Origin of the sequence: Mesorhizobium huakuii, from assembly GCF_030160235.1 — a bacterium.
Taxonomy (GTDB): Bacteria; Pseudomonadota; Alphaproteobacteria; order Rhizobiales; family Rhizobiaceae; genus Mesorhizobium; species Mesorhizobium huakuii.
This window is the reverse complement of record NZ_BSNY01000005.1, coordinates 23,816-42,351: the sequence shown is the minus strand read 5'-3', so window position 1 is coordinate 42,351 and position 18,536 is coordinate 23,816. Positions and strand designations below refer to the sequence as shown.

Genomic DNA, 18,536 nt, shown 5'->3' with positions numbered 1-18,536 from the left:
GCCCTCTGCTGTCAGAACTCGAAAATCACTCGTCCAGATCGATCAACGCCACGCCCAATTCCGGACGTCTGCTGCGGCGCAGGTGGCCGGGAGCCTCCACCAGGGTCATTTCGAGCGTCGGTTGCACGATGGCCTCGAGCAGGTGCCCGCCGCGGGTCGTGCCGTCGCTCAATCCCAGCACCGTATGGATGTGGAGGCTGGGCTTGCCGTCGTCGCCCAGCGCCACATCGCCGATAGCGCTCAGCACTTCGCATTGTTCATCGATCGGGATTTGCGATAGGTCCTCGCAGTGGGGTCGAACCAGCCCACGATCGCTCTTTCAAAGGCGCCGATCGCTGTCAGGGAAGCACTGCCGACCCCTTGGTCGATCGCGAATGAGGTCAGCGCGCCGAACGCTTCCTCGCCGGGGTCGAGCACCACGACGAAAGTTCGCAGTCCGCTGGCCTTGTTGACGAGCCGCGATTTCATGCCTGTGCCATCATCGTGTTGGTCGTTCGGGCCAGACCAAAGAGTGCTTGTCGACGTCAATGGGCATGGTGCTCGGCATTCCGCTTGCGCGTTGCCGCGGCCTTCCTTGCCGATTCCGACCGGCTTGCGGCTGAGCGTGAGGCCGACGCCTTGCCGCCGCTCTTGCCGCCCTTGTGTGCTGCCGGGTGACCGGTGTGCTGGCCGCGCCCGGAGCCGCCTTCTTTCTTGCCGCCGCCATCATCCTTGTTGACGGTCGCCCAGGCACGGCGTTCGGCCTCTTTCTCCGAGACGCCGCGCTTCTCATAGCCTTCCGCAATATGGTCGGCCTTGCGTTCCTGCTTGTCGGTGTACTTCGATTTGTCGCCTCGTGGCATGGCCGTGTCTCCTGTTGAACAGGGTCTGAACGTGAAGCCGACGGGTGAGTTCCAAGCGATGCCTGAAAAGCGCATACATCGCACGGGACCTCAATAGCCGCCGATCACGGGCAATATCTCGCCCGTGATGTAGCTCGAGCAATGCGGCGAGGCGAGAAACACATAGGCCGGTGCGAGTTCTTCCGGCTGCGCAGGCCGCTTCATCGGTGTGTCCGCGCCGAACTTCGAAACGTCGTCGGCCTCCTTGTCCGAAGGATTGAGCGGGGTCCATACCGGACCCGGGGCAACCGCATTCACCCGTATGCCCTTGCCGAGTAGATTGCCGGAAAGGGCTCGCGTGAAGGCATGGATGCCGCCCTTGGTCATGGAGTAGTCGACCAGTGCTTTCGACCCGTCTATGCCGGTGACCGAGCCGGTGTTGATGATGGCCGAGCCCGGCTTCATATGCGGCACCGTTTCCTGAGCCATATGGAAATAACCGTAGAGGTTCGTCTTCAGCGTCGTGTCGAAATGCTCTTCGGTCAACTCGCCGAACTCCTTTGAATGAATCTGGAAAGCCGCGTTGTTGACGAGCACGTCGATGCGGCCGAATGCCTTGACCGTTTGCGCCACCGCATTGCGGCATTGGTCGCGTTCGCTGACGTCGGCTTTCACCAGGATGCAGCGCCGCCCTTCTGATTCGACGGCGGATTTTGTCGCCTTGGCATCCCTGTCTTCGGCCAGATAGACGATGGCGATGTCCGCGCCCTCGCGAGCGAACAGAACCGCCACCGAGCGGCCGATGCCGGAATCGCCACCCGTGATGAGAGCGACTTTGTCTTCGAGCTTTTTCGACCCGAGGTAAAAGGGCGCATCGTAGAGCGGCGCCGGTTTGAGCGCCCATTCACGCCCCGGTTTGGATTGGTGCTGCTCGGGGAAGGGCGGCTCCGGGTATTGTCGGGCGCCGGCCTGCATGGCGTGCTCAGCCTTGCCGTGCTCCTTCGATCTGTCCTTGGCATCGATGCCGCGCTGGATGTGACGTTGCTTGGCGGCTTCGCTGGCTGTCTTGTTCTGCATGGTTGTCTCCTCGGCTTCGGGGAAGAACAACGCATGTCAGGCAAAAAGGTTTGGGCAAAAGATCATCATGCGCCCGCGCATCATGCCACGCGGCGGTAGCTGTAGCGATCCCGGATGAATTCATTGAAGAAGCGGCCTTTCGAGGAAGCCCTCCTGAAAGCGGCATAGGTTGCCGGGGCAACGTCCTCGTAATCATAGCGATGGCCGCTCGGCACGAACCAGACGGAGAGGGTTCTGGTCGCGGGATCGTATTGTGTGTTTCGGATCGCGGTCGACGGCATCTTGGCACCTGACTGCTCAGCCAGATAATCCGCCAGCCATGGGTCCGGTTCCCTGCCATTGCCCATCGCATCGCCGTCCGCACGCGAGCACGGGCCCCGTATTGCCTTGCGGTCCAGCCTTCACCATCTAGGCGGGATGTCGTCGCTCAAATCGAAAGCCACCAGCCGCGCTCCGGTACTCCAGCATGATCTCTTTGGTGCCGCGGAGGATCTGCCCGAAGGTTTCGCTTACCGGCCCGGATTGATCACGCCGCGGGAAGAGACGGAGCTTGCCCGGCATCTTGAAGGACTTCCGTTTCAGGCGTTCGATTTCCATGGTCATCTGGCAAACCGTCGCGTCGTCGGGTTCGGTCTGCGCTATGATTATGACCGTCGCGAAGTCGTCGAGGCGCTGCCGATCCCCGGCTTCCTGCTGCCTTTGCGCGAAAAGGTCGCGGCCTTTGCGCGCCGGCCTGCCGAGGCGTTCGCGCAGGTGCTGATCAATGAATACCGGCCGGGCGCAGGTATCGGCTGGCATCGCGACAAGCCGCATTTCGAGGATGTCGCCGGCGTTTCGCTGCTGGCGCCCTGCGGTTTCCGGCTACGGCGAAAGAGCGGTGACGGATGGGAGCGCCGGACTGTCATTGTCGAGCCAGGATCGGCCTATCTCATGACCGGGCCTGCACGCATCGAGTGGGAACACAGTATCCCGCCGCTTGCCGAGCATCGTTACTCGATCACCTTGCGGACACTGCGCTCCCAAAACCCTTGAGCGGCATACCGGCGGTAAGGCCCAGGCCGATCGCCGAGGCTCTACTTCGCGCCGATGCCGGCAGTCAGGCCCCATCTATGCTGTAACCGGCGCCGGTGCAGAAGCTGGCCTTGGACGAGCATAGGAAAGCAATGAGTTCGGCCACTTCCTCCGGCTCGCCGATGCGGCCTTGGCGACTGGCGCATCCCGATGCGGCCGGACCATGGCTACCTGCTCGCCGACGACATCGGCAAGAGAAGATCAATCCAGGCTACTCGCTGATCGGCCGGCTGAAAGGCTTCGCCGAACTGCGCGGCATCATGCGCGCCGTGGGACAGTTCGGGCTGGCCTGACGGGGCAGGCACCTCAATGCAGGTGTCTGAGCTTGTCTGGGTTTCGCACGACATAGATCGCCGCGATCTTGCCGTCCTCGATGTCGAGTGCGGTGGTCTGGAGTTCGCCATCGGCTTCCAGGGTGACGAACCCCGGCAAGCCGTTGATGAAACCGACGCGGACAAGTTTCGAACCATGCGTGCGTAACCAGGCCGCGACCTGTTCATACTGTCTCATGACGGCATCGAAGCCCAGGGCCGGCTGCGTGGCCGCCGGACGCTTGCCCCCACCGTCGGCATGGGCAACGACGTCGGTCGCCAGCATGGCGCCAAGCGCCTTCATGTCGCCGCTGCGCGAGGCCGTGAAGAAGGCCTCGGCGAGCGCCAGGCCGCGTTGCCTTTCCACCGTGAAGCGGGGCCGCGCCTCGCGGACATGGCCCCGTGCCCGGGCCGCCAGCTGGCGGCAGGCCGCCGGGTCGCGCTCGATGGCGGCCGCGACTTCGTCGAACCCGAGCCCGAACACATCGTGCAGCAGGAAGGCTGCCCGCTCGAGCGGAGACAGGCGCTCCAGCACCAGCATCAGCGGCAAGGTCACGTCCTCCACCTCGTCCTCTTCCACCACGGGATCGGGAAGCCAGGGGCCGACATAGGTCTCGCGTTTGCGCCGCGCGGATTTGAGCTGATCGAGGCACAGCCGCGTCACCGTGCGGCGCAGGAATGCCTCGGGCTCGCGCACCGCGGCGCGGTCGACCTTCATCCAGCGGATGAAGGCCTCCTGCACGGCGTCCTCGGCGTCCGACACCGAGCCCAGCATGCGGTAGGCGACACGCATGAGCTTGGGACGCAGCGGGGCGAAGCCCGCTGCGGTATCGTCGGCCGCCGAGCTCGCCATCAGGCTGCGGCCACCCGGGCGGCCTTCACGGCAGCCGGGTCGGCATAGAGGCCAAAACCGACGGCGATACGGTTCCAGGCGTTGATGATGTTGATCGTCAAGGTGAGCTTGATCTGCTCCTCCTCCGTGAAATGCGCCTTCAGCTCTTCATAAGCGCCTGCGCGGCCGGTGTCTTCCGAAAGTCGGGTCAGCGCCTCGGTCCAGCCAAGGGCGGCGCGTTCGCGGTCGCTGTAGCAGGGCGCCTCGCGCCAGGCCGGCAAAAGGTAGATGCGCTGCTCGGTTTCCCCGTTCTCGCGCGCCTCGGTGGCGTGAAGATTGATGCAGTTGGCGCAGCCATTGATCTGCGAGGCACGCAGCTTCACCAGTTCGGTGAGGCTGTGCTCGAGACTGGCGGCGGCGGAGAGCTCGATCGAGGAGCGCTGCCAGTTCTTCATCAGCGAAGGGGCGGCGGCGAAGAGGTCGATTTTTGCGGTCATGGTGGGCTTCCTTCTGTTGGTGCCGACCACATGACGAGGCAACATCTGCCGGTGTGACATGCCCGCGAAGATTTTTGCGCGCCGTCGGCCAAGTCACCTTCGGCCGTTCACCACTGCTGATGCGCACCAAGCTGCGGTCCGCCGTCGGGGTTAACTTGCGCCGCGTCTAATATGAGAGCAGAATTGAGGGCGTTTGAAGGAGAACGGCTCATAAGCAAATCGGGAGGAAACCATGACCACCATGAGCCTCACCACGCTTGATCGCGGCAAGACGACAGTCGACGCCGAAGCAATAGAAGCGCTCTCGGCACAATTGCGCGGCACACTGCTTCAGCAGGGAGATGCTGCCTACGACGAAGCCCGCACCATCTGGAATGCCACGGTCGACCGGCGGCCCGGGCTGATCGTGTGTTGCGTCGGCGCCTCCGACGTCATCCGTGCCGTGAATTTCGCCAGGGAAAACAGGCTTCTCGTCTCCGTGCGCGGCGGCGGCCACAACATTGCCGGCAGCGCCGTCTGCGATGGCGGTCTGATGATCGATCTGTCGCCGATGAAGTCGGTGCGGGTCGATCCCGCCGCACGGCGGGCGTGGGTCGGACCCGGCGCCACGCTCGCCGATGTCGACCGCGAAACGCAGGCCTTTGGGCTGGCGGTGCCGACCGGCATCAATTCGACCACCGGCATATCAGGCCTGACGCTGGGCGGTGGCTTTGGCTGGATCACCCGCAAATTCGGCCTGACCATCGACAATCTTGTCTCCGCCGATGTGGTCACCGCCGACGGCAAGTTGCTGCGCGCCAGCCAGACGGAAAATCCGGACCTGTTCTGGGCGCTGCGTGGCGGCGGCGGTAATTTCGGCATTGTCACGGCATTCGAGTTTCAGCTCCACCAGATGGGTCCGCAGGTTCTGTCGGGCCTTGTCGTGCATCCTTTCGCCGATGCCGAGAAGGTGCTGGAGGAGTATCGCAACGCGCTCGAAACAGCGCCCGACGAACTGACCTGCTGGGTGGTCATGCGGCAAGCGCCGCCGCTGCCCTTCCTGCCGGCCGAGTGGCATGGCAAGGATGTTCTGGTGCTGGCCATGTGCTATTGCGGCGATCTCCAGGCCGGTGAAAAGGCGACAAAGAAGCTTCGCGCCATCGGCTCGCCGATTGCCGATGTCGTCGGCCCCAACCCGTTCGCCGGCTGGCAGCAGGCATTCGACCCATTGCTCGCCCCCGGCGCCCGCAACTACTGGAAGAGCCATGACTTCACCGAGCTTTCCGACAGGGCGGTTGAGATCGTCACCGAAGCGATACGTGAGCTTCCGGGCCCGGAATGCGAGATATTCATCGGCCATGTCGGCGGTGCGGCGGGCCGTGTGGCACAGAACGCGACGGCGTTTCCGCAACGCAGTTCGCACTTCGTCATGAATGTCCATGCCCGCTGGCGCGAACCGGCAATGGACAGGGCCTGCATCGGTTGGGCGCGCGGCCTCTATGAGGCGGCCAAGCCCTATGCTGCCGGCACAGCCTATGTGAACTTCATGCCTGAGGACGAGGTCGACCGCGTGGAAGCGGCCTATGGCGGCAATTACCAGCGGCTTCTGGAAATCAAACAGCGCTATGACCCGCTGAACCTGTTCCGCATGAACCAGAATTTGCGGCCGAAACAAAGCCAGCGCGCCGCCTGAGCCGGCCGCGTGGCAGTGACGAAAATCCCGCGCCTCCACCGCAGGCGCGGGCTTTCGCGGGCCATGGATAGGTCATGGCTCTTCGGCGGCTCAGTTCACATGAGCTGCCACCGCGTCAGGCGCTGGCCTTCACGAAGCCGTCCTCGTCTCATGCGCGGGCAGTGCCGCCGCCAGCCGGTTCGCCCACTCCTCGATGCCGGACCGGTTCGCCAGCAGATCCTGCCGGATCTCGACGAGGACGGCGGGGATGCCGCGATCGTCGCCATGGACAGGCACGGCGTAGTCGGCGTCGCGGCTGATCACATAGGGCACGTTGGCGGCGACGTTGAGCGCCGCATCCGTGCGCAGGCCCGAAAGGATCGCTTCGGCGAGGTCGGCCGCATGATCATGCAGCACGCCCGCATGCCATGGCCTGGCGACACCGAGGAACACCGGCGTGAAGGAGTGGATCGTCACGATCCGCGTCGACCGGCCCGCTGCCACCCGGCGGTCGAGATGTGCTGCTACCCGCTCATGGAACGGTGAAAACATGATTTTGGCGCGCCGGTCCCGTTCCGCCGCATCGATGCCGACATTGCCGGGAATGTCGGTGTCTTCCGACAGCACCGGAATGCTGCTGGGAGTGTCCAGCGGCCGGTTGAGATCGATCAGCAGCCGTGAATAGCCGCTGAGGAAGGCTGGCGCGTCGAGCCGTGCCGACAATAGGCGCGTCACCTCGGCGGCGCCGATATCCCAGGCGATGTGGCGCTGCAGATGGCCGGCATCGAGGCCGAGTTGACGATATTCCGCCGGCATGTGGTTGGAGGCATGCTCGCACAACAGGACGATGTCGCTGCGGCCGTGCTCGTTGAGAACCCCGACGGCGTCTGGCCAATCTTTTTGACGGGGCAGGTCTTTGCCAGTCCGCGCGGTCATCAATAAAGCGTCCGGTAGAGATCGCAGATGGCGGCCGGATCGAGGCCGGCCAGCCGCTCGGCCTCATGTTGCTTCAGGCCGACGAAGGTCTCGATGAAGACAGGCGCGAACCATCCCGTCACGGTCCTGTCGGCCAGAAGCGCGTCCAGCGCCGCCGGCAGCGTTTCCGGCAGCCGCACGAGGCCGAGCTTTGCCCGTTCCGCCTCGCTCATCAGCGTCGGGTCGCCTGTGACCAGCGGCGGCGATGGCAGGTCGGCCTTCAGCCCTTCCAGCCCGGCGCGGATGATCGCCGCCAGGGACAGGTAAGGATTGCCGGTGGCGTCGGCCGCCCGGTATTCGATATTGTACTGCCGTGCCGGATCGCGTCCGCCGATCGTCACTGTCGGGCAGATGCGCAGCGACGCTTCACGGTCGCGGTCGGCGAGCCAGGTGTAGGACGAACTCCAGCTGTGCGGCTTCAGCCGGTAGAAGGACGACACGCTCGAGGCCGTCATGGCGGTGATACCAGGCAGATGGCGCAGCACGCCGGCACAGAAGGCGCCTGCCTTGGCGGACAGGCCGCCGGGTCGCGCCGCATCGTAGGTCACCGGCTTGCCGGCCTCGTCGACAAAGCTCAAATGGATGTGCACACCGTTGCCGACGGCATTGGGCGCGGTCTTGGGCGCGAAGCTCGCCCGCCAGCCGGCATTGCGTGCCACTTCGCGCGTGATCTCGCGGATGGCGACGGCGCGGTCGGCCGCCGTCAGCGCATCGGCGGGTTCATGCGTCACTTCAAACTGCTCGTCGCCGAATTCGGCGATGACCACTTCGGGTCCCACGCCCGCTTCCTCCAGCGCTGCCATCAGATTGGGAGCGAACGGATCGGTGCGGCGCAGCGCTGCGAAGGACATCGAATGCGCCGGCGCGAAACTGCCATCGGCGATGTGGAATTCATGCTCGAAGGCGGCAATGACGGAAAGTCCGGTCGCGGCCTTAAACTGCGCCAGCGCATCCCTGAGCATGGTCCGTGTGCAGCCGAGCCATGGGCTGCCGTCGAGCTCGACAATGTCGCCGGCCACCATGTCGAAGGGGGTCGCCGATCCGGTCCGTTCGGTGCGGAAGCGCGCCTTGAGGTCGGGGATCAGCCGCAGGTCGCCCGACGAGCCCCATGGGTTGGGAACGACGATCGAATTGAACGGCGTCATCGACAGATTGGCCTGCAGCCAGCCGACGCCCGTCGTGGCGGTCTTCTGCAGTCGGCTTTCGACAATGAAGCGGCCCCGCGTGATGGCGCAGAGATCCGTGGTGACGACGGCAACGAGGGGCTCGACGGTCGATGTCATGCGGTTTTTCCCAGAGCGTTGAAACGGTCGATCACGGTGTCGGTGTCGGTGACCCAGCAATAGCCGCCGAAGGCCTTCAGCGCGACGTCATGGCGCTCCTGGGTGATGGTCGCGCAGGCGTCCGACACGCAGGTGACGAGATAGCCACGATCGGCGCCGTCGCGCACCGTCATGTCGACGCATTGATCGGTAAGCACGCCGACCACGACGAGGTAGCGGATGCCAAGGTTCTTCAGGAGATAGTCGACATTGGTCGAGTTGAAGATGCCGGACGAGGTCTTCGGCAGCATGATCTCGTCGCCGACCGGCGCCAGCGATGCCACCGGCAGCCCTTCGGGGAGGCTGGGCGCGACATGGATCGGCGTCAGCTTGTGGTCGAGCGAGCGGTCGCGCCCGTCCTCGGTCAGGCTCTGGATGATGGTGTGTAGCACTTCCACGCCATTGGCCCGCGCCGCCGCCAGCAGCCGTTCCTGGTTGGGGATCGTCTGAGAGGATGTCTGCCGGTAGAAATAATGGTCGGGGCCGCGCTCCGGATGCGAGGGATCGGCGCCTGGCTCCAGCCAGATGCGCTGCATGTCGACGAGCAGCAGCGCCGTCTCGCCGGCACGGAAGGCCTCGTCTCGCTTGGGTAAGGCCTGGTTCGGTAAGGTTGGGGTCATGCCTGGTCGTCCTGCCTTGCTGATTTGGGTCCGGGTGTCTTGCGTGGCCCGGCTGTCTGGCGGGCGCCGTTCGCTTGCGGATCGCTGTCGAGCGTCACCGCATTGGCGTGCCGCACTTTCTCGATCCTCTCGATGCGCGCCCGGGCGTCCTCGCCCAGCATCGAAACGATGTGGGCGGTCAGCGCTTCCATTTGCGCGATCGCCGGCGCCAGCGTGTCGTAGGGAGAGGCGACTTCCAGTGGACTGACAATGGTGACCTCGGCGAGGTCTGATATCGGCGACAGCCATTGGTCGGTGAAAAGCAGGATGCGCACATCGAGCGCCGCCGCCTGGCTTGCATAGGCCATGACGTCGAGCTGGTAGCGGCGATAGTCGAAGACGACGAGCACGTCGCGGCGGCCGAGGTCGGCCAGCGTGTCGAATAACTGGGGCGAGAGCACGCCGAGATCGCGGACGCCTGTGCGGAACTGCCCGAGATATCCCGCCAGCATGCCGGCGATGTGGCGGCTGAACCGGCCTCCGACCAGCACGATCTCGCCCCTGGCCTCCATCAGCAGGCGGGCGGCCCGCTCATAGGTTTGCACCGGCGTCGCGGCGGTGGCTTTCTGCAGGGCCGCGGTGACGGAATCGAGATAGGCAAGCACGGCGCTGTCGCTGGAGGCGCTTTGGCGCTTCGCCTCCATCATCAGCAAAGGCGAATGCAGCCTGGCCTCGACCTCGGCCAGCAGCTTTGCCTGGAAATCCGGAAAGCCTGCATAGCCGAGCTTGACGACCAGCCGGACCACTGTCGGATCGCTGACGCCTGCGCGCCGGGCAAGCGAAGAGGCGGTGCCGAGGCCGGAGGTCGGATAGTCCGTCAAGAGCAGCCGGACGATCTTCTCTTCCGACGGGGTCAGCGCCAGATCCCCGCGCATCAGAACGTCGCGTATCGCCATCGGCCTCCCCGAAATCCATAGTCTCCAGTTTTGTCGAGTTTATTACAGAAGCAAGAATTCTAGTCAATGATGAAGAGATGATTACATCTCCCGATCGCTGGCCTTGCCGTTTCGGAAAGCGGTCGGCGCCCGCAGCATCGCGTTGATCGGCAACAGTGCCATTGGGGACTTCCGGCGCTATTCCAGGAATCAGGTGAAGTCGACTGGCCGTTGCCGGGAGTTCGACATGCTGGCCGACCCGGACGAGCCGCGCGACCCGTTCGGCATGCTGCCCAGTGCCGATCCCTCGAAAAAGCCGTTCGCCGACCCTATCGCACGTCGTGGCGAAAGTCCGTCCGACCCGCCAGCACACAGGATGCAATCGCCGAGCGGCGACCGATATTCAGCTTGGCGAAAATCCGCCTGATATGCTCGCGTACGGTGTATCCGCTGATGCCGAGCTGCCTTGCGATCTCCTTGTCGAGTTTTCCGTCGCTGATCAGCAGGGCTATCTGCAGCTCACGCCGGGTCAAGATCTCGGCGGCCGAGAGCGGGAGCGGGAGGTCAGCGGTGGCGCCCGGCATATAGACGGCATCATAAATCAGGTAGTGCGTGCCGGCGCACACGATGCGTCCCACTGGCTGGCGCTGATCTGTATGACCGTTTGGATCATCGCGATCGTCGTCCGCGTAACGGATGGCGACCAGCGAATGGCCGTTCACGACAAAGCTCGAAGTATCCGTTTCCGGATCGTGCTTTTTTCGTGACGCTGAAATCTCGTCAGCGAAGTCGGAAAGTCTCTGCAAGTTCTCGGCACGTGCAATCATGGCCGAACGCCCCAGTTGGCAGGAAACTCAGTACAATCACAAGCCCTGGCGTCCCAACAAAACTGCCGCGCCGCCGAACCCCGGCGCGACCAGTATGAATGCTGCATAGATAGGTTGGACTATAGCACTTTTCGAAATATTAGCATTCCAAAAAATTATCATTGGGTCGTCAATTTTCACCGGTCAGCGCCTGAATCCGGTGCGGATCGAGCGCAAAAGGTCGGGGGTCAGCCTGACGCCCCGGTTGAACAGGCCCGCTGGGGCAAGCGGCACCCCGGGCCGGCATCCCCAGGCCCCGCCCGAATGTGGACGTGGACCGGCGGTGTGAACCGCGATCACCACCGGTGCGCCGGCCTGTTGGCGATGGATCCAGACTGGAGCGCCGCTGTGTCCCGGACAGGTATCGACACTATAGAAGACCTGCCGTTCGGTGATCCGGTCCAGGCGCTCGGAATGCTCCCATTGCGTGCCGTCCGGCTTGTCGGCCGGATAACCCGAAATATGCAGCAGACGCGTGGTGCGAAGCCTCTCGAGGTCCTGACGGTTCGGTGACCAGAGCTGGAAGTGTCCGGGCGACGGCGAAAACGGCCGCTCAAGCTCGATCAACCCGACATCGTGCAGGCCTGACGGACGATTGCGGTAAGGCGGGTTGACGTGCCATTGCTTGGCCCACTGCCAGCCGAAGGGCCGCGCGTCACGCGAGGCCCGACCCGGTGTGACGCGAATGCGCACGGCGAGATTGGGCAGGCCAAGCCGCTGCCGGATCGGACTGGTGATGCAGTGCGCCGCGGTCAACAGCCGCGTCGGCGAAATCAGGAAGGCGGTACAGCCGGTCAACCTGCCGTCGCCGAAATCGCGCTCGATGTGGCAGACCGCGCTATGCGGAAAGCGGTTGGTGTGGGTGACCCTGGCACGCCCGTCGGTCGGCCCAACCACCGCATAGTCCGCCTCGTCCGCCAGCCGGTCGAGTTCGAAGGGCGCGGGCGAGAACAGCATCATGTCTCTTGCTCGTGTTCGGCCCCCGGCGATGCGGCATCCGCGGGCATGGCTCCCGGTTGTGCCGCATCGTCGATCCCACCTTCATGCACAGGTCCCTGCGGCGTCTCGGTCTGATCCGCGGCAGCACTTGCGGTGAGGCCAAGCAGACCTCGCAGGCGCTCCATCAGAAGATGAGCCTCGTCGCCGCGGCCTTCGAGATAGGCCGCGGCGCGATCCATGAATTCCTCGTCGGAACCGAAGGGTATTTCAGCTGGGCGCGGCGACGCGGCGCGCAGCGCTTTGACCTCCTGGAGAACGATGGCGTCGAGGTCGGCCCATACCGACCTTGCATGAGTTGCGACTTGCCCGTGCATGGTAATCTCCTTGGTTCAATTGCTGCGCATCAGCGCCATTTCATCGAATGTCGTGCTGTTGGGGTCGTAGAGCAGCGGGCGCTCCCGGTCCTGCAGCCAGCCTTCGTAGTTCCTGGCCCGCCTTGGATGCATGGCCTGGCGGGTGAGCCGTGCTGCCTGGACCAGGATCTGGCCGGGCTGCAGATTGCGGATCGCGGTGTTTACCCGGGGGTCGGCCCGGCTCGGCTGCCGGTAGTGTTCGATAATTCTCTGCGCGATCGAATTGTTGCCCTTGGTCATGCCTATGCTGAGCGGCCGGTCGCGGTCTATGCCGGCGCGGGTGATACGATAGACCTGCGGCCCCGGCGCCAGGAACGGCCGCAGCAAGGCATCGACATGTCCGCCCCGGCTCGCCGCGGTGCGCGCCGCGTCGATCGCAGCCAGCGAGACCGGCGGCGTCCAGCCGCGCCAGCCCGGCAGTTGTGAGCCGCGTGCCCGCACCGAGGTCTGGCCGCGCGCCGGCCTCGGGCTACGCCCGCGCCGTATGGCTGTCTCATCGAAGGAAGCGACGTCTCCGCAGCTGCCGCAGCCGCAGCTCGGAAAATGCCGGCGCCTGACCTCGACGGCGCGAAAGCCCTGCTGCCGGCGACAGCGGGCGCAGCCGCATGGCGAGCGGTGAGCGACTGTTTGCGCCGCCTCGTTGACCAGCGCGTCGAGTTGTTCGTCGAGATATGACATGCCGATCCCTTTCTCGTAGCTCGTTTCTCCGCTCGGGCTCGGATCTAGCCGGATCCGGCCACCATGCTTGCGTCCGACGCCGTCGCCCGCCGGCGCAGCCTTGCCACGGTTCGTTCCCTTTGCTCGACGGTCGGCAAGGGAAAGGACGGCCGTGCCGGTCGGGGTGGGCGAATGTCCAGGTAGCGCGCGATGTTGGCGTCCGGGCTGAGCTCCAGCTGGAGAATCGAGGCCGGCGCTGAAAGCAGCGAGACGACGCCCGGGCCGTGACCGGCGACGGTGCTGTCGCTGTGCACGATGACGCCAACCGACACATGCCCTCCAAGCCGCGACCGGCCGTAGCGGTTGTCGGCATCCATGATGCCGACAATGTCGCCGAAGCGCAGCGATCCGAGCTTGTAGCGCCGCACCATGCCGGGATCGGACATCTGGATGTCGTAGTCGCCGCGCAGCACATTGTTGCGGCCGAGACCCGAGCCCATGACGCGGGCAGGGATGCGGTGCGTCACCTTGACGTGGATCCTGCCGTTGCGCTCGACCGGGCGCCAGCGCGCCAGCAGCCTTGGCGAGCAGTTCCAGATCGCGACGTCGGGATAGTCGGTCAGGCGCAGGCCAAGCCCGTAGGCCCAGACCTGGATGCGGTCGCCGATCGCCATCTGCCGCATCGCCGGCAGCGGAAAGTCGATCAGCACGGTGTCGACGCCGCCATGCTTGCCGGTCACCACCCCGCGTGCGCCGGCCGCGCGTCCCGATGTGACGATGGCGTGGTTGCCGACGCAGGAATAGCTCTGCAGCGCCTGGTTGGCGGCGTCGGGGTTGCCGCCGGCGGCACGCGCTTCATTGCGGATCGACACGGCCGGTTCGACATGGTCGCCGGCCAACCCGACGCAGGGGTCGCCCACGCGATGGTTGAGCACGATGCCGCCGGTGCCCGGCAGCGAGCGCGGCCTGCCGTCGTAACCGATGCGCCACGGCGTGCCCCTCTCGGTCGGCGATGCCACTTGTCCGGCGACGCTGATCATCACCAGGTCGCACGCATTGGTGCGCAGCCCGTGCACGGGGAGGATGCGAGGCGGTTTCATGCCGCGGCCTCCGCCGGCACCACATCGTACCAGAGCGCGCAGGCATTGCGCCAGGGATCGTCCGGCGTCCCGTCATCGTGGTCGGCCGGATCTTCCAGCGCCCAGTCGGTCTCGCTCCATCCGTCGGGCAGCGCCAGGATGACCGGGGCGACCACCTGCACGATCGCGGCCTTGCGGCCGCTCGCTGCGATTGGAGCCGCAGCGGGCCACAGCGCCGGGCCGGACCATCCGGGGATTGCTCCAGGATGGCGTTTGGTGGGAAATGCCAGCCGCTCTAGATAGTCGCACAATGGCGGCCTGGCGCCGTCATTGCCGGCGATGGTGAGAATATAGGTGCTGTCGGGCTGAAGCGCGGCGGAGAGCGCGACCACGTCTCGCGCGCATTCGTCGAGCGGAGCGGCGGTGCCGGCCACATCGCCAAGACGTGTTTCAAGCGCGGCGCAGCAGCCTTCAAAGCGCGGTAACAGGGCTGTTTCCTCACGCTCGGGCAGCGCGCTTTCATACTGGGCGTCGCCGATCCAGTGCACCCGGGATGAGAGGCGGCCGTTCTGCCACGCCCGGCGCCATGGTTCGAGTTCCAGGGTCAGTTCCTTGAGGATGGCATCGCGCGTGCCGGGGGCAAGCCATCCGCCTCCCATCTGATCGGGCCGGCGGCGATAGTATTCGTCGTTGTCGAGCAAGGTATAGAAGCCGCGCGGCAGCCACACCCGCGCTGATTGCGAAAGCGTTACCGTCACAAGCAGCCCCATCGGCGACAGCGCCAGCGGGGCGTCGATGACGATGTTCGGCGGCTTGGCCGCGAAACGCCCCGCAAGAGCAAGTTGGTGGTCCATCGCAGACACCCTTCAGTCCCGGCGAACGGTTCAGGCGGCTATTCGCGACGCGGTGTTGCGGTTCAGCCCATACGACCAGTGCACACGATCGCCGTCGAGGCCGGGGAAGCGCCGCCCTTCACGTGTCAGCCGGTAGGCCGCCAGCCATGCGTCGGCCTGCGCGCCCATCTTCTTGGCGTCCGCGTCGAACTCCTCGGGCGTGATCGTCGTGCGGAAATCGTTTTCAGCAATGTATTGCAGGATTCTGCGCCCCGCATCGGCCATCTTGGCGCGTTCCGACATCTCGGTAGCGCCGCCCAGATGACGGTTGGCGACGGCTTCGATAACGTCCCATTTGGTGTTGGCATCGAAGGATTTCTTGATGTCCGGTGCGTCGAACAGCTCGAAGATCTGCTGTACGTACTGTCCGGTTTCACGGGTCAGGGCCAGGATGTTGCCATAGCTCGAACGGTCGAGATGATAGCGCAGGTCGGTGCCGACGCGCTGCACCGTGGCCAGTGCTGCGAAAGGCCGGTCGTTGATGGTGGAGCTGCCGCGAATAACCTGACCGATGGTCAGATCCTGGAAGTACTGCGACATCGCATTCATGAAGGCGACCAGCTGGAAGTGGAAGCTGCGGTTGACGATGGCTCCGGCAGGCACCGGAGCGCGACCGTAGTTGAAGACGCGTCGATAGGCGATCAGCCGGTCGCGGCGCTTGTAGCGGATCGGGCGCCATTTCTCGAGGATGTAGAGCCCGCGCGCGCCGGGGCCGCGCTGGATGCGGATTTGGCCGTTCTGGAACAGCCGGCGCAGCACATCGACCACCTGGAACAGCTTCATGCGGTCCATCTGGTAGATGTAGTAGAGCTCGGCCGACGCCTGAAGCTGCGGCGGTATGATCGATTCGTCGAAATCGTTGCGCAGCAGCGGCATCTGCAGCGAATCGAACGGCTTGATCGGTCCGTCGCCGAAGCCGACCAGATCGGCGAAACTGGTGGTCGTGGCACTGGACGAGCGATCAAGCAATTCCCCGTAACGACCCTCGAATTCGCTCTCGAAAGCGGCGCGGTCAGCCGGCGACAAACCCGCCAGCTCGTCCCTGAAGAAGCGCTGGAACAGCCGTTGGATGACCTGGTTGGATTCACTAGCCATAATCAGACCTCATCTTGCTCGAATTGGCTGCTCATAGTTCTCAGGCACTTGGTGGCTGTTGCCCACCGGACGCTGCGTCCTGGCTGGCGGCAATCGCGTTCATCACGGCTGGCGCGAGGTCGAAGAAGCGCACCAGTTCGCTATCGGTGACGACCGCGGGCAGGCCGCTGCTGAACGTGTTGGCATCGCGCAGGCGCTTGACGAACTCGTTGCGGCGATTTTCCTGCGGCTTGCCCCTCTGGAATGTCACGATGTCCTGCAACGACGCGAATTTCGCCTGGTTGAACCAGCGCCCGGCAATCGTCCGGCCGACGATGTCGCCCGATGTGTCGACAGCGGCGGCGTAGAGGGCCGTGACATTGTCCTTGTCGCGCAGACCAAGCGACTGCACCGTTTCATCCAGCCTGTTGATCGCCGCGCTGATCTCGCCGAGCTTCTTGTCGATGGCGTCGCCATTGGGCTGGTTCTTCAGTCCAGTCGCGATGGCTTCGATCGCGACGGTCAGCCGCTCGAAAATCTGCTTCGACCGTTTTCCATCGGGGAACTCCCTGATTGCGCTGGCAACGTCCCCGATGGCGGCCTTGGTCCCGTCGCCGCTGGTGGCGACCTTGCCGGCCAGCAGATCGATCGATTGCGGTGTCTCGGCCTCGACCTCGAAGCGGGCCTTGAGCCCGGCGTGGAATTTGTTCGCCGGATGGTACGGAAACGGAATCTTCGCAGCCATTGTCGTGCTCCTGCCAGCTCAAGCCGACCAGTAGTCGGGACGGTTCTGACCCATGCTCGCCATCGAGCTTGCGATCGGCGACGGCATCTGGACCGGGCTCGGCAGATTGGTACCAAGGCCGAACGTATCCTGGAGGATCGCGCGGATCATCCAGCGGATCAGAGACTGATTGTTGCGGAAATTGAAGACGTTGAAGTCGCATTGCGGCGTCAGCGAACGCACCAGGCGCTCCGTCTGGTCCTCCGCCTGGTAGGCGATGCGCAGTTCACGCACCATCAGCGACTTCAGGCCCGGGTCCCAGGCCCCAGGACCGCCGAATGGGTCGAGCAACTCATCACGGATGACACCGAGCTTGTTTTTCAGCTTGTCGCTGAATTCACACAGAAGCATGCCTGGATTCTTCAACTGGTCGGTCAGGTCCAGCGTCGCGCCGATGGCGAGGCCAACGGCGGTGGCCCGCCTTTCCTGTTCGCCGAGGCCGTCCGGATCCGTGCCGACCGCATAGAGGTCGATCGCCCTGTCAAGCAGGAACAGCAGGTAATCCAGCAGCACCTGGCAGGAGATGTCGTCGTCATCGCAGCCGCAGCCGGCGAAGCAGTCGACCTGCTCGAGCAGGAAACCGCGCGCGATGGTCAGGTTCATCAGGCGGATGGCACCCTGGTCCGGTCCACCGGCGCCGTAGAGGCCATAGACGATGATCGGCGGGCGCGCGACGTAGAGCAGCCGTGAGCTGCCTTTCGAGACGAAGGCGTCGACGAACAGCTGCAGGCTGGAGACGAATGCCACCAGCGGCGGCGATTCCGGCGGGCCTGAAGTGATCGGCACGTCGATCGGAACCGGTATGCTCTGGCCGAACTGGATCAGGCGCTGGAAGCGGTGGACCAGCATCGCCGATGCGGTCGACAGCTCGCGCAAGCCTTCGACGCTTGCTCCGGTCGAGAGGTCGACCAGGTCGTCCATCGCTTGCGACAGTGCGTTCTCTTCCAGCAGCGCGCGCAGATCCGCCTGGCCGCCAGCCTCCAGCTGCTGCACCAGATTTCGGTAGGCCTCTATGCCGCGCGGCCAGTCTTCCTGGCCAAGCGTGCTTTCAACCGAACCGGTCAGGCTGCGCAGCGCCATGATGACGGCGTTGCGGCGAGCCTGTAGTTCTCCGGCCGCGGAACGCACGATCGAGGTGCTGCGGGTGATGCCGTTGGACGCCAGCCCCTCGCCGATGGCGACAAGAATGAGCCCGGCCAGCACATCGCAGCTCTGGGCAAACCGCCTGAACAGGATTGCGCTGCCGTCGGTGAGCGTGCCGACATAGCGCGCCAGGCGCGAATACTCGCCGAGCTGGCGGCGCGCCGACATGGCACGGTCGTGATTGACCGAATCGAGAGCGAGCCTGGCGGCAGCCAGTCCATCATTGGCGAGCTGCCGGATCGAGCGGCCCCAGCCGATCATCTCGATGCGGATGTCCTTGAGCGGCGAGGAGGTCGAAAGCGTCTGCAGGTCGCGTTCGAGATCGTCCTGCGCCTGTGCCATCTCGACGGAAGACGGACCCGTGTTGCGGGCTTGCGGCACATAGTCGGGGGCGCTCGAATAAGGCAGGCCGGCTTGTTCGCGTCGATCCCTGTCCGCTTCCTCGGGATAGAAGTTCAAGAGAGCGTTGGCGATCTGGTCGGGATCGCGCGGGTCACTGACGCGCAGCGTCTTGCGCAGCAGATTGTCCACGGCAACCGTGGCAGGAGACCGAAATTTCGAGACCGGGCTGGCGGCGGCTGTAAATACGTCGACCAT

General features: G+C 64.6%; 20 protein-coding genes and 3 pseudogenes. 3 read left to right on the top strand and 20 right to left on the bottom strand.

Annotation, left to right across the window (positions count from 1 at the left end; all coding sequences use genetic code 11):
- Positions 1-25 precede the first annotated feature (25 nt).
- The 4 genes and pseudogenes from QQK95_RS00645 to QQK95_RS00630 form a co-directional block, all read right to left on the bottom strand.
- A pseudogene (locus QQK95_RS00645) lies at positions 26-468 on the bottom strand (PPC domain-containing DNA-binding protein).
- A gap of 56 nt (positions 469-524) precedes the next feature.
- Positions 525-842, bottom strand: coding sequence for a plasmid stabilization protein (locus QQK95_RS00640; protein WP_284267752.1), 318 nt, complete (start codon positions 840-842; stop codon positions 525-527).
- Positions 843-932: 90 nt separating this feature from the next.
- On the bottom strand, positions 933-1,898 hold the full coding sequence (locus QQK95_RS00635; RefSeq protein ID WP_284267750.1) for an SDR family oxidoreductase: 966 nt from the start codon (positions 1,896-1,898) through the stop codon (positions 933-935).
- Between the two features lie 80 nt (positions 1,899-1,978).
- Positions 1,979-2,245 (bottom strand): KTSC domain-containing protein, encoded by a 267-nt coding sequence (locus QQK95_RS00630; RefSeq protein WP_409371640.1) that lies wholly within the window; start codon positions 2,243-2,245, stop codon positions 1,979-1,981.
- Positions 2,246-2,315: 70 nt separating this feature from the next.
- On the opposite strand from QQK95_RS00630, the gene QQK95_RS00625 reads away from it, so the two are divergent.
- Positions 2,316-2,930, top strand: a complete 615-nt coding sequence (locus QQK95_RS00625) for an alpha-ketoglutarate-dependent dioxygenase AlkB (protein WP_284267748.1) — start codon at positions 2,316-2,318, stop codon at positions 2,928-2,930.
- A 41-nt stretch (positions 2,931-2,971) separates the two neighbouring features.
- On the opposite strand, the pseudogene QQK95_RS00620 reads toward QQK95_RS00625, so the two are convergent.
- A pseudogene (locus tag QQK95_RS00620) lies at positions 2,972-3,117 on the bottom strand (SDR family oxidoreductase); the annotation flags it as partial.
- Here QQK95_RS00620 and QQK95_RS00615 point away from each other — a divergent pair.
- Positions 3,096-3,262, top strand: a pseudogene (locus QQK95_RS00615) (mannonate dehydratase); the annotation flags it as partial. The pseudogenes QQK95_RS00620 and QQK95_RS00615 sit on opposite strands and share 22 nt — an antisense overlap.
- Before the next feature lie 13 nt (positions 3,263-3,275).
- Here QQK95_RS00615 and QQK95_RS00610 read toward each other — a convergent pair.
- Entirely contained in the window at positions 3,276-4,133 is an 858-nt protein-coding gene (locus QQK95_RS00610) for a sigma-70 family RNA polymerase sigma factor (RefSeq protein WP_284267746.1), read from the bottom strand.
- Positions 4,133-4,609 (bottom strand): carboxymuconolactone decarboxylase family protein, encoded by a 477-nt coding sequence (locus QQK95_RS00605; protein ID WP_064989205.1) that lies wholly within the window; start codon positions 4,607-4,609, stop codon positions 4,133-4,135. Before QQK95_RS00605 ends, QQK95_RS00610 begins: the two co-directional genes overlap by 1 nt.
- 232 nt (positions 4,610-4,841) lie before the next feature.
- Here QQK95_RS00605 and QQK95_RS00600 point away from each other — a divergent pair, with 232 nt between their 5' ends.
- A complete protein-coding gene (locus QQK95_RS00600) occupies positions 4,842-6,281 on the top strand; it encodes an FAD-binding oxidoreductase (protein ID WP_284267740.1) in 1,440 nt (479 codons plus the stop codon).
- Between the two features lie 129 nt (positions 6,282-6,410).
- On the opposite strand, the gene QQK95_RS00595 is transcribed toward QQK95_RS00600, so the two are convergent.
- The 13 genes from QQK95_RS00595 to QQK95_RS00530 all read right to left on the bottom strand — a co-directional run bounded on the left by QQK95_RS00595 (position 6,411) and on the right by QQK95_RS00530 (position 18,536).
- Complete coding sequence (locus QQK95_RS00595) at positions 6,411-7,196, bottom strand: N-formylglutamate amidohydrolase (protein ID WP_284267739.1); 786 nt, start codon at positions 7,194-7,196, stop codon at positions 6,411-6,413.
- Positions 7,196-8,518: a type I glutamate--ammonia ligase gene (locus tag QQK95_RS00590; protein ID WP_284267736.1), complete on the bottom strand. Its 1,323-nt coding sequence runs from the start codon at positions 8,516-8,518 to the stop codon at positions 7,196-7,198. The genes QQK95_RS00595 and QQK95_RS00590 overlap by 1 nt, the downstream gene beginning before the upstream one ends.
- A complete protein-coding gene (locus QQK95_RS00585) occupies positions 8,515-9,177 on the bottom strand; it encodes a cysteine hydrolase family protein (protein WP_284267734.1) in 663 nt (220 codons plus the stop codon). The genes QQK95_RS00590 and QQK95_RS00585 overlap by 4 nt, the downstream gene beginning before the upstream one ends.
- Positions 9,174-10,112: a MurR/RpiR family transcriptional regulator gene (locus tag QQK95_RS00580; protein WP_284267732.1), complete on the bottom strand. Its 939-nt coding sequence runs from the start codon at positions 10,110-10,112 to the stop codon at positions 9,174-9,176. Before QQK95_RS00580 ends, QQK95_RS00585 begins: the two co-directional genes overlap by 4 nt.
- Before the next feature lie 308 nt (positions 10,113-10,420).
- Positions 10,421-10,918, bottom strand: coding sequence for a response regulator transcription factor (locus QQK95_RS00570; protein WP_284267730.1), 498 nt, complete (start codon positions 10,916-10,918; stop codon positions 10,421-10,423).
- A 183-nt stretch (positions 10,919-11,101) separates the two neighbouring features.
- Positions 11,102-11,917 carry a trypsin-like serine peptidase gene (locus QQK95_RS00565; protein ID WP_284267729.1) on the bottom strand — a complete coding sequence of 272 codons (816 nt, stop codon included), beginning with the start codon at positions 11,915-11,917 and terminating at the stop codon, positions 11,102-11,104.
- The gene (locus QQK95_RS00560) at positions 11,914-12,270 is read right to left on the bottom strand and encodes a hypothetical protein (RefSeq protein WP_284267727.1); all 357 of its coding nucleotides are present in this window, start codon (positions 12,268-12,270) and stop codon (positions 11,914-11,916) included. Before QQK95_RS00560 ends, QQK95_RS00565 begins: the two co-directional genes overlap by 4 nt.
- A gap of 15 nt (positions 12,271-12,285) precedes the next feature.
- A complete protein-coding gene (locus QQK95_RS00555) occupies positions 12,286-12,987 on the bottom strand; it encodes a hypothetical protein (protein WP_284267725.1) in 702 nt (233 codons plus the stop codon).
- Positions 12,988-13,031: 44 nt separating this feature from the next.
- Entirely contained in the window at positions 13,032-14,066 is a 1,035-nt protein-coding gene (locus tag QQK95_RS00550; protein WP_284267724.1) for a DUF4438 domain-containing protein, read from the bottom strand.
- Positions 14,063-14,899, bottom strand: coding sequence for a hypothetical protein (locus tag QQK95_RS00545; protein ID WP_284267722.1), 837 nt, complete (start codon positions 14,897-14,899; stop codon positions 14,063-14,065). Before QQK95_RS00545 ends, QQK95_RS00550 begins: the two co-directional genes overlap by 4 nt.
- A gap of 30 nt (positions 14,900-14,929) precedes the next feature.
- Positions 14,930-16,033, bottom strand: a complete 1,104-nt coding sequence (locus tag QQK95_RS00540) for a hypothetical protein (RefSeq protein ID WP_284267720.1) — start codon at positions 16,031-16,033, stop codon at positions 14,930-14,932.
- A gap of 40 nt (positions 16,034-16,073) precedes the next feature.
- A complete protein-coding gene (locus tag QQK95_RS00535) occupies positions 16,074-16,757 on the bottom strand; it encodes a hypothetical protein (protein WP_284267718.1) in 684 nt (227 codons plus the stop codon).
- Between the two features lie 18 nt (positions 16,758-16,775).
- Positions 16,776-18,536: a hypothetical protein gene (locus QQK95_RS00530; RefSeq protein ID WP_284267716.1), complete on the bottom strand. Its 1,761-nt coding sequence runs from the start codon at positions 18,534-18,536 to the stop codon at positions 16,776-16,778.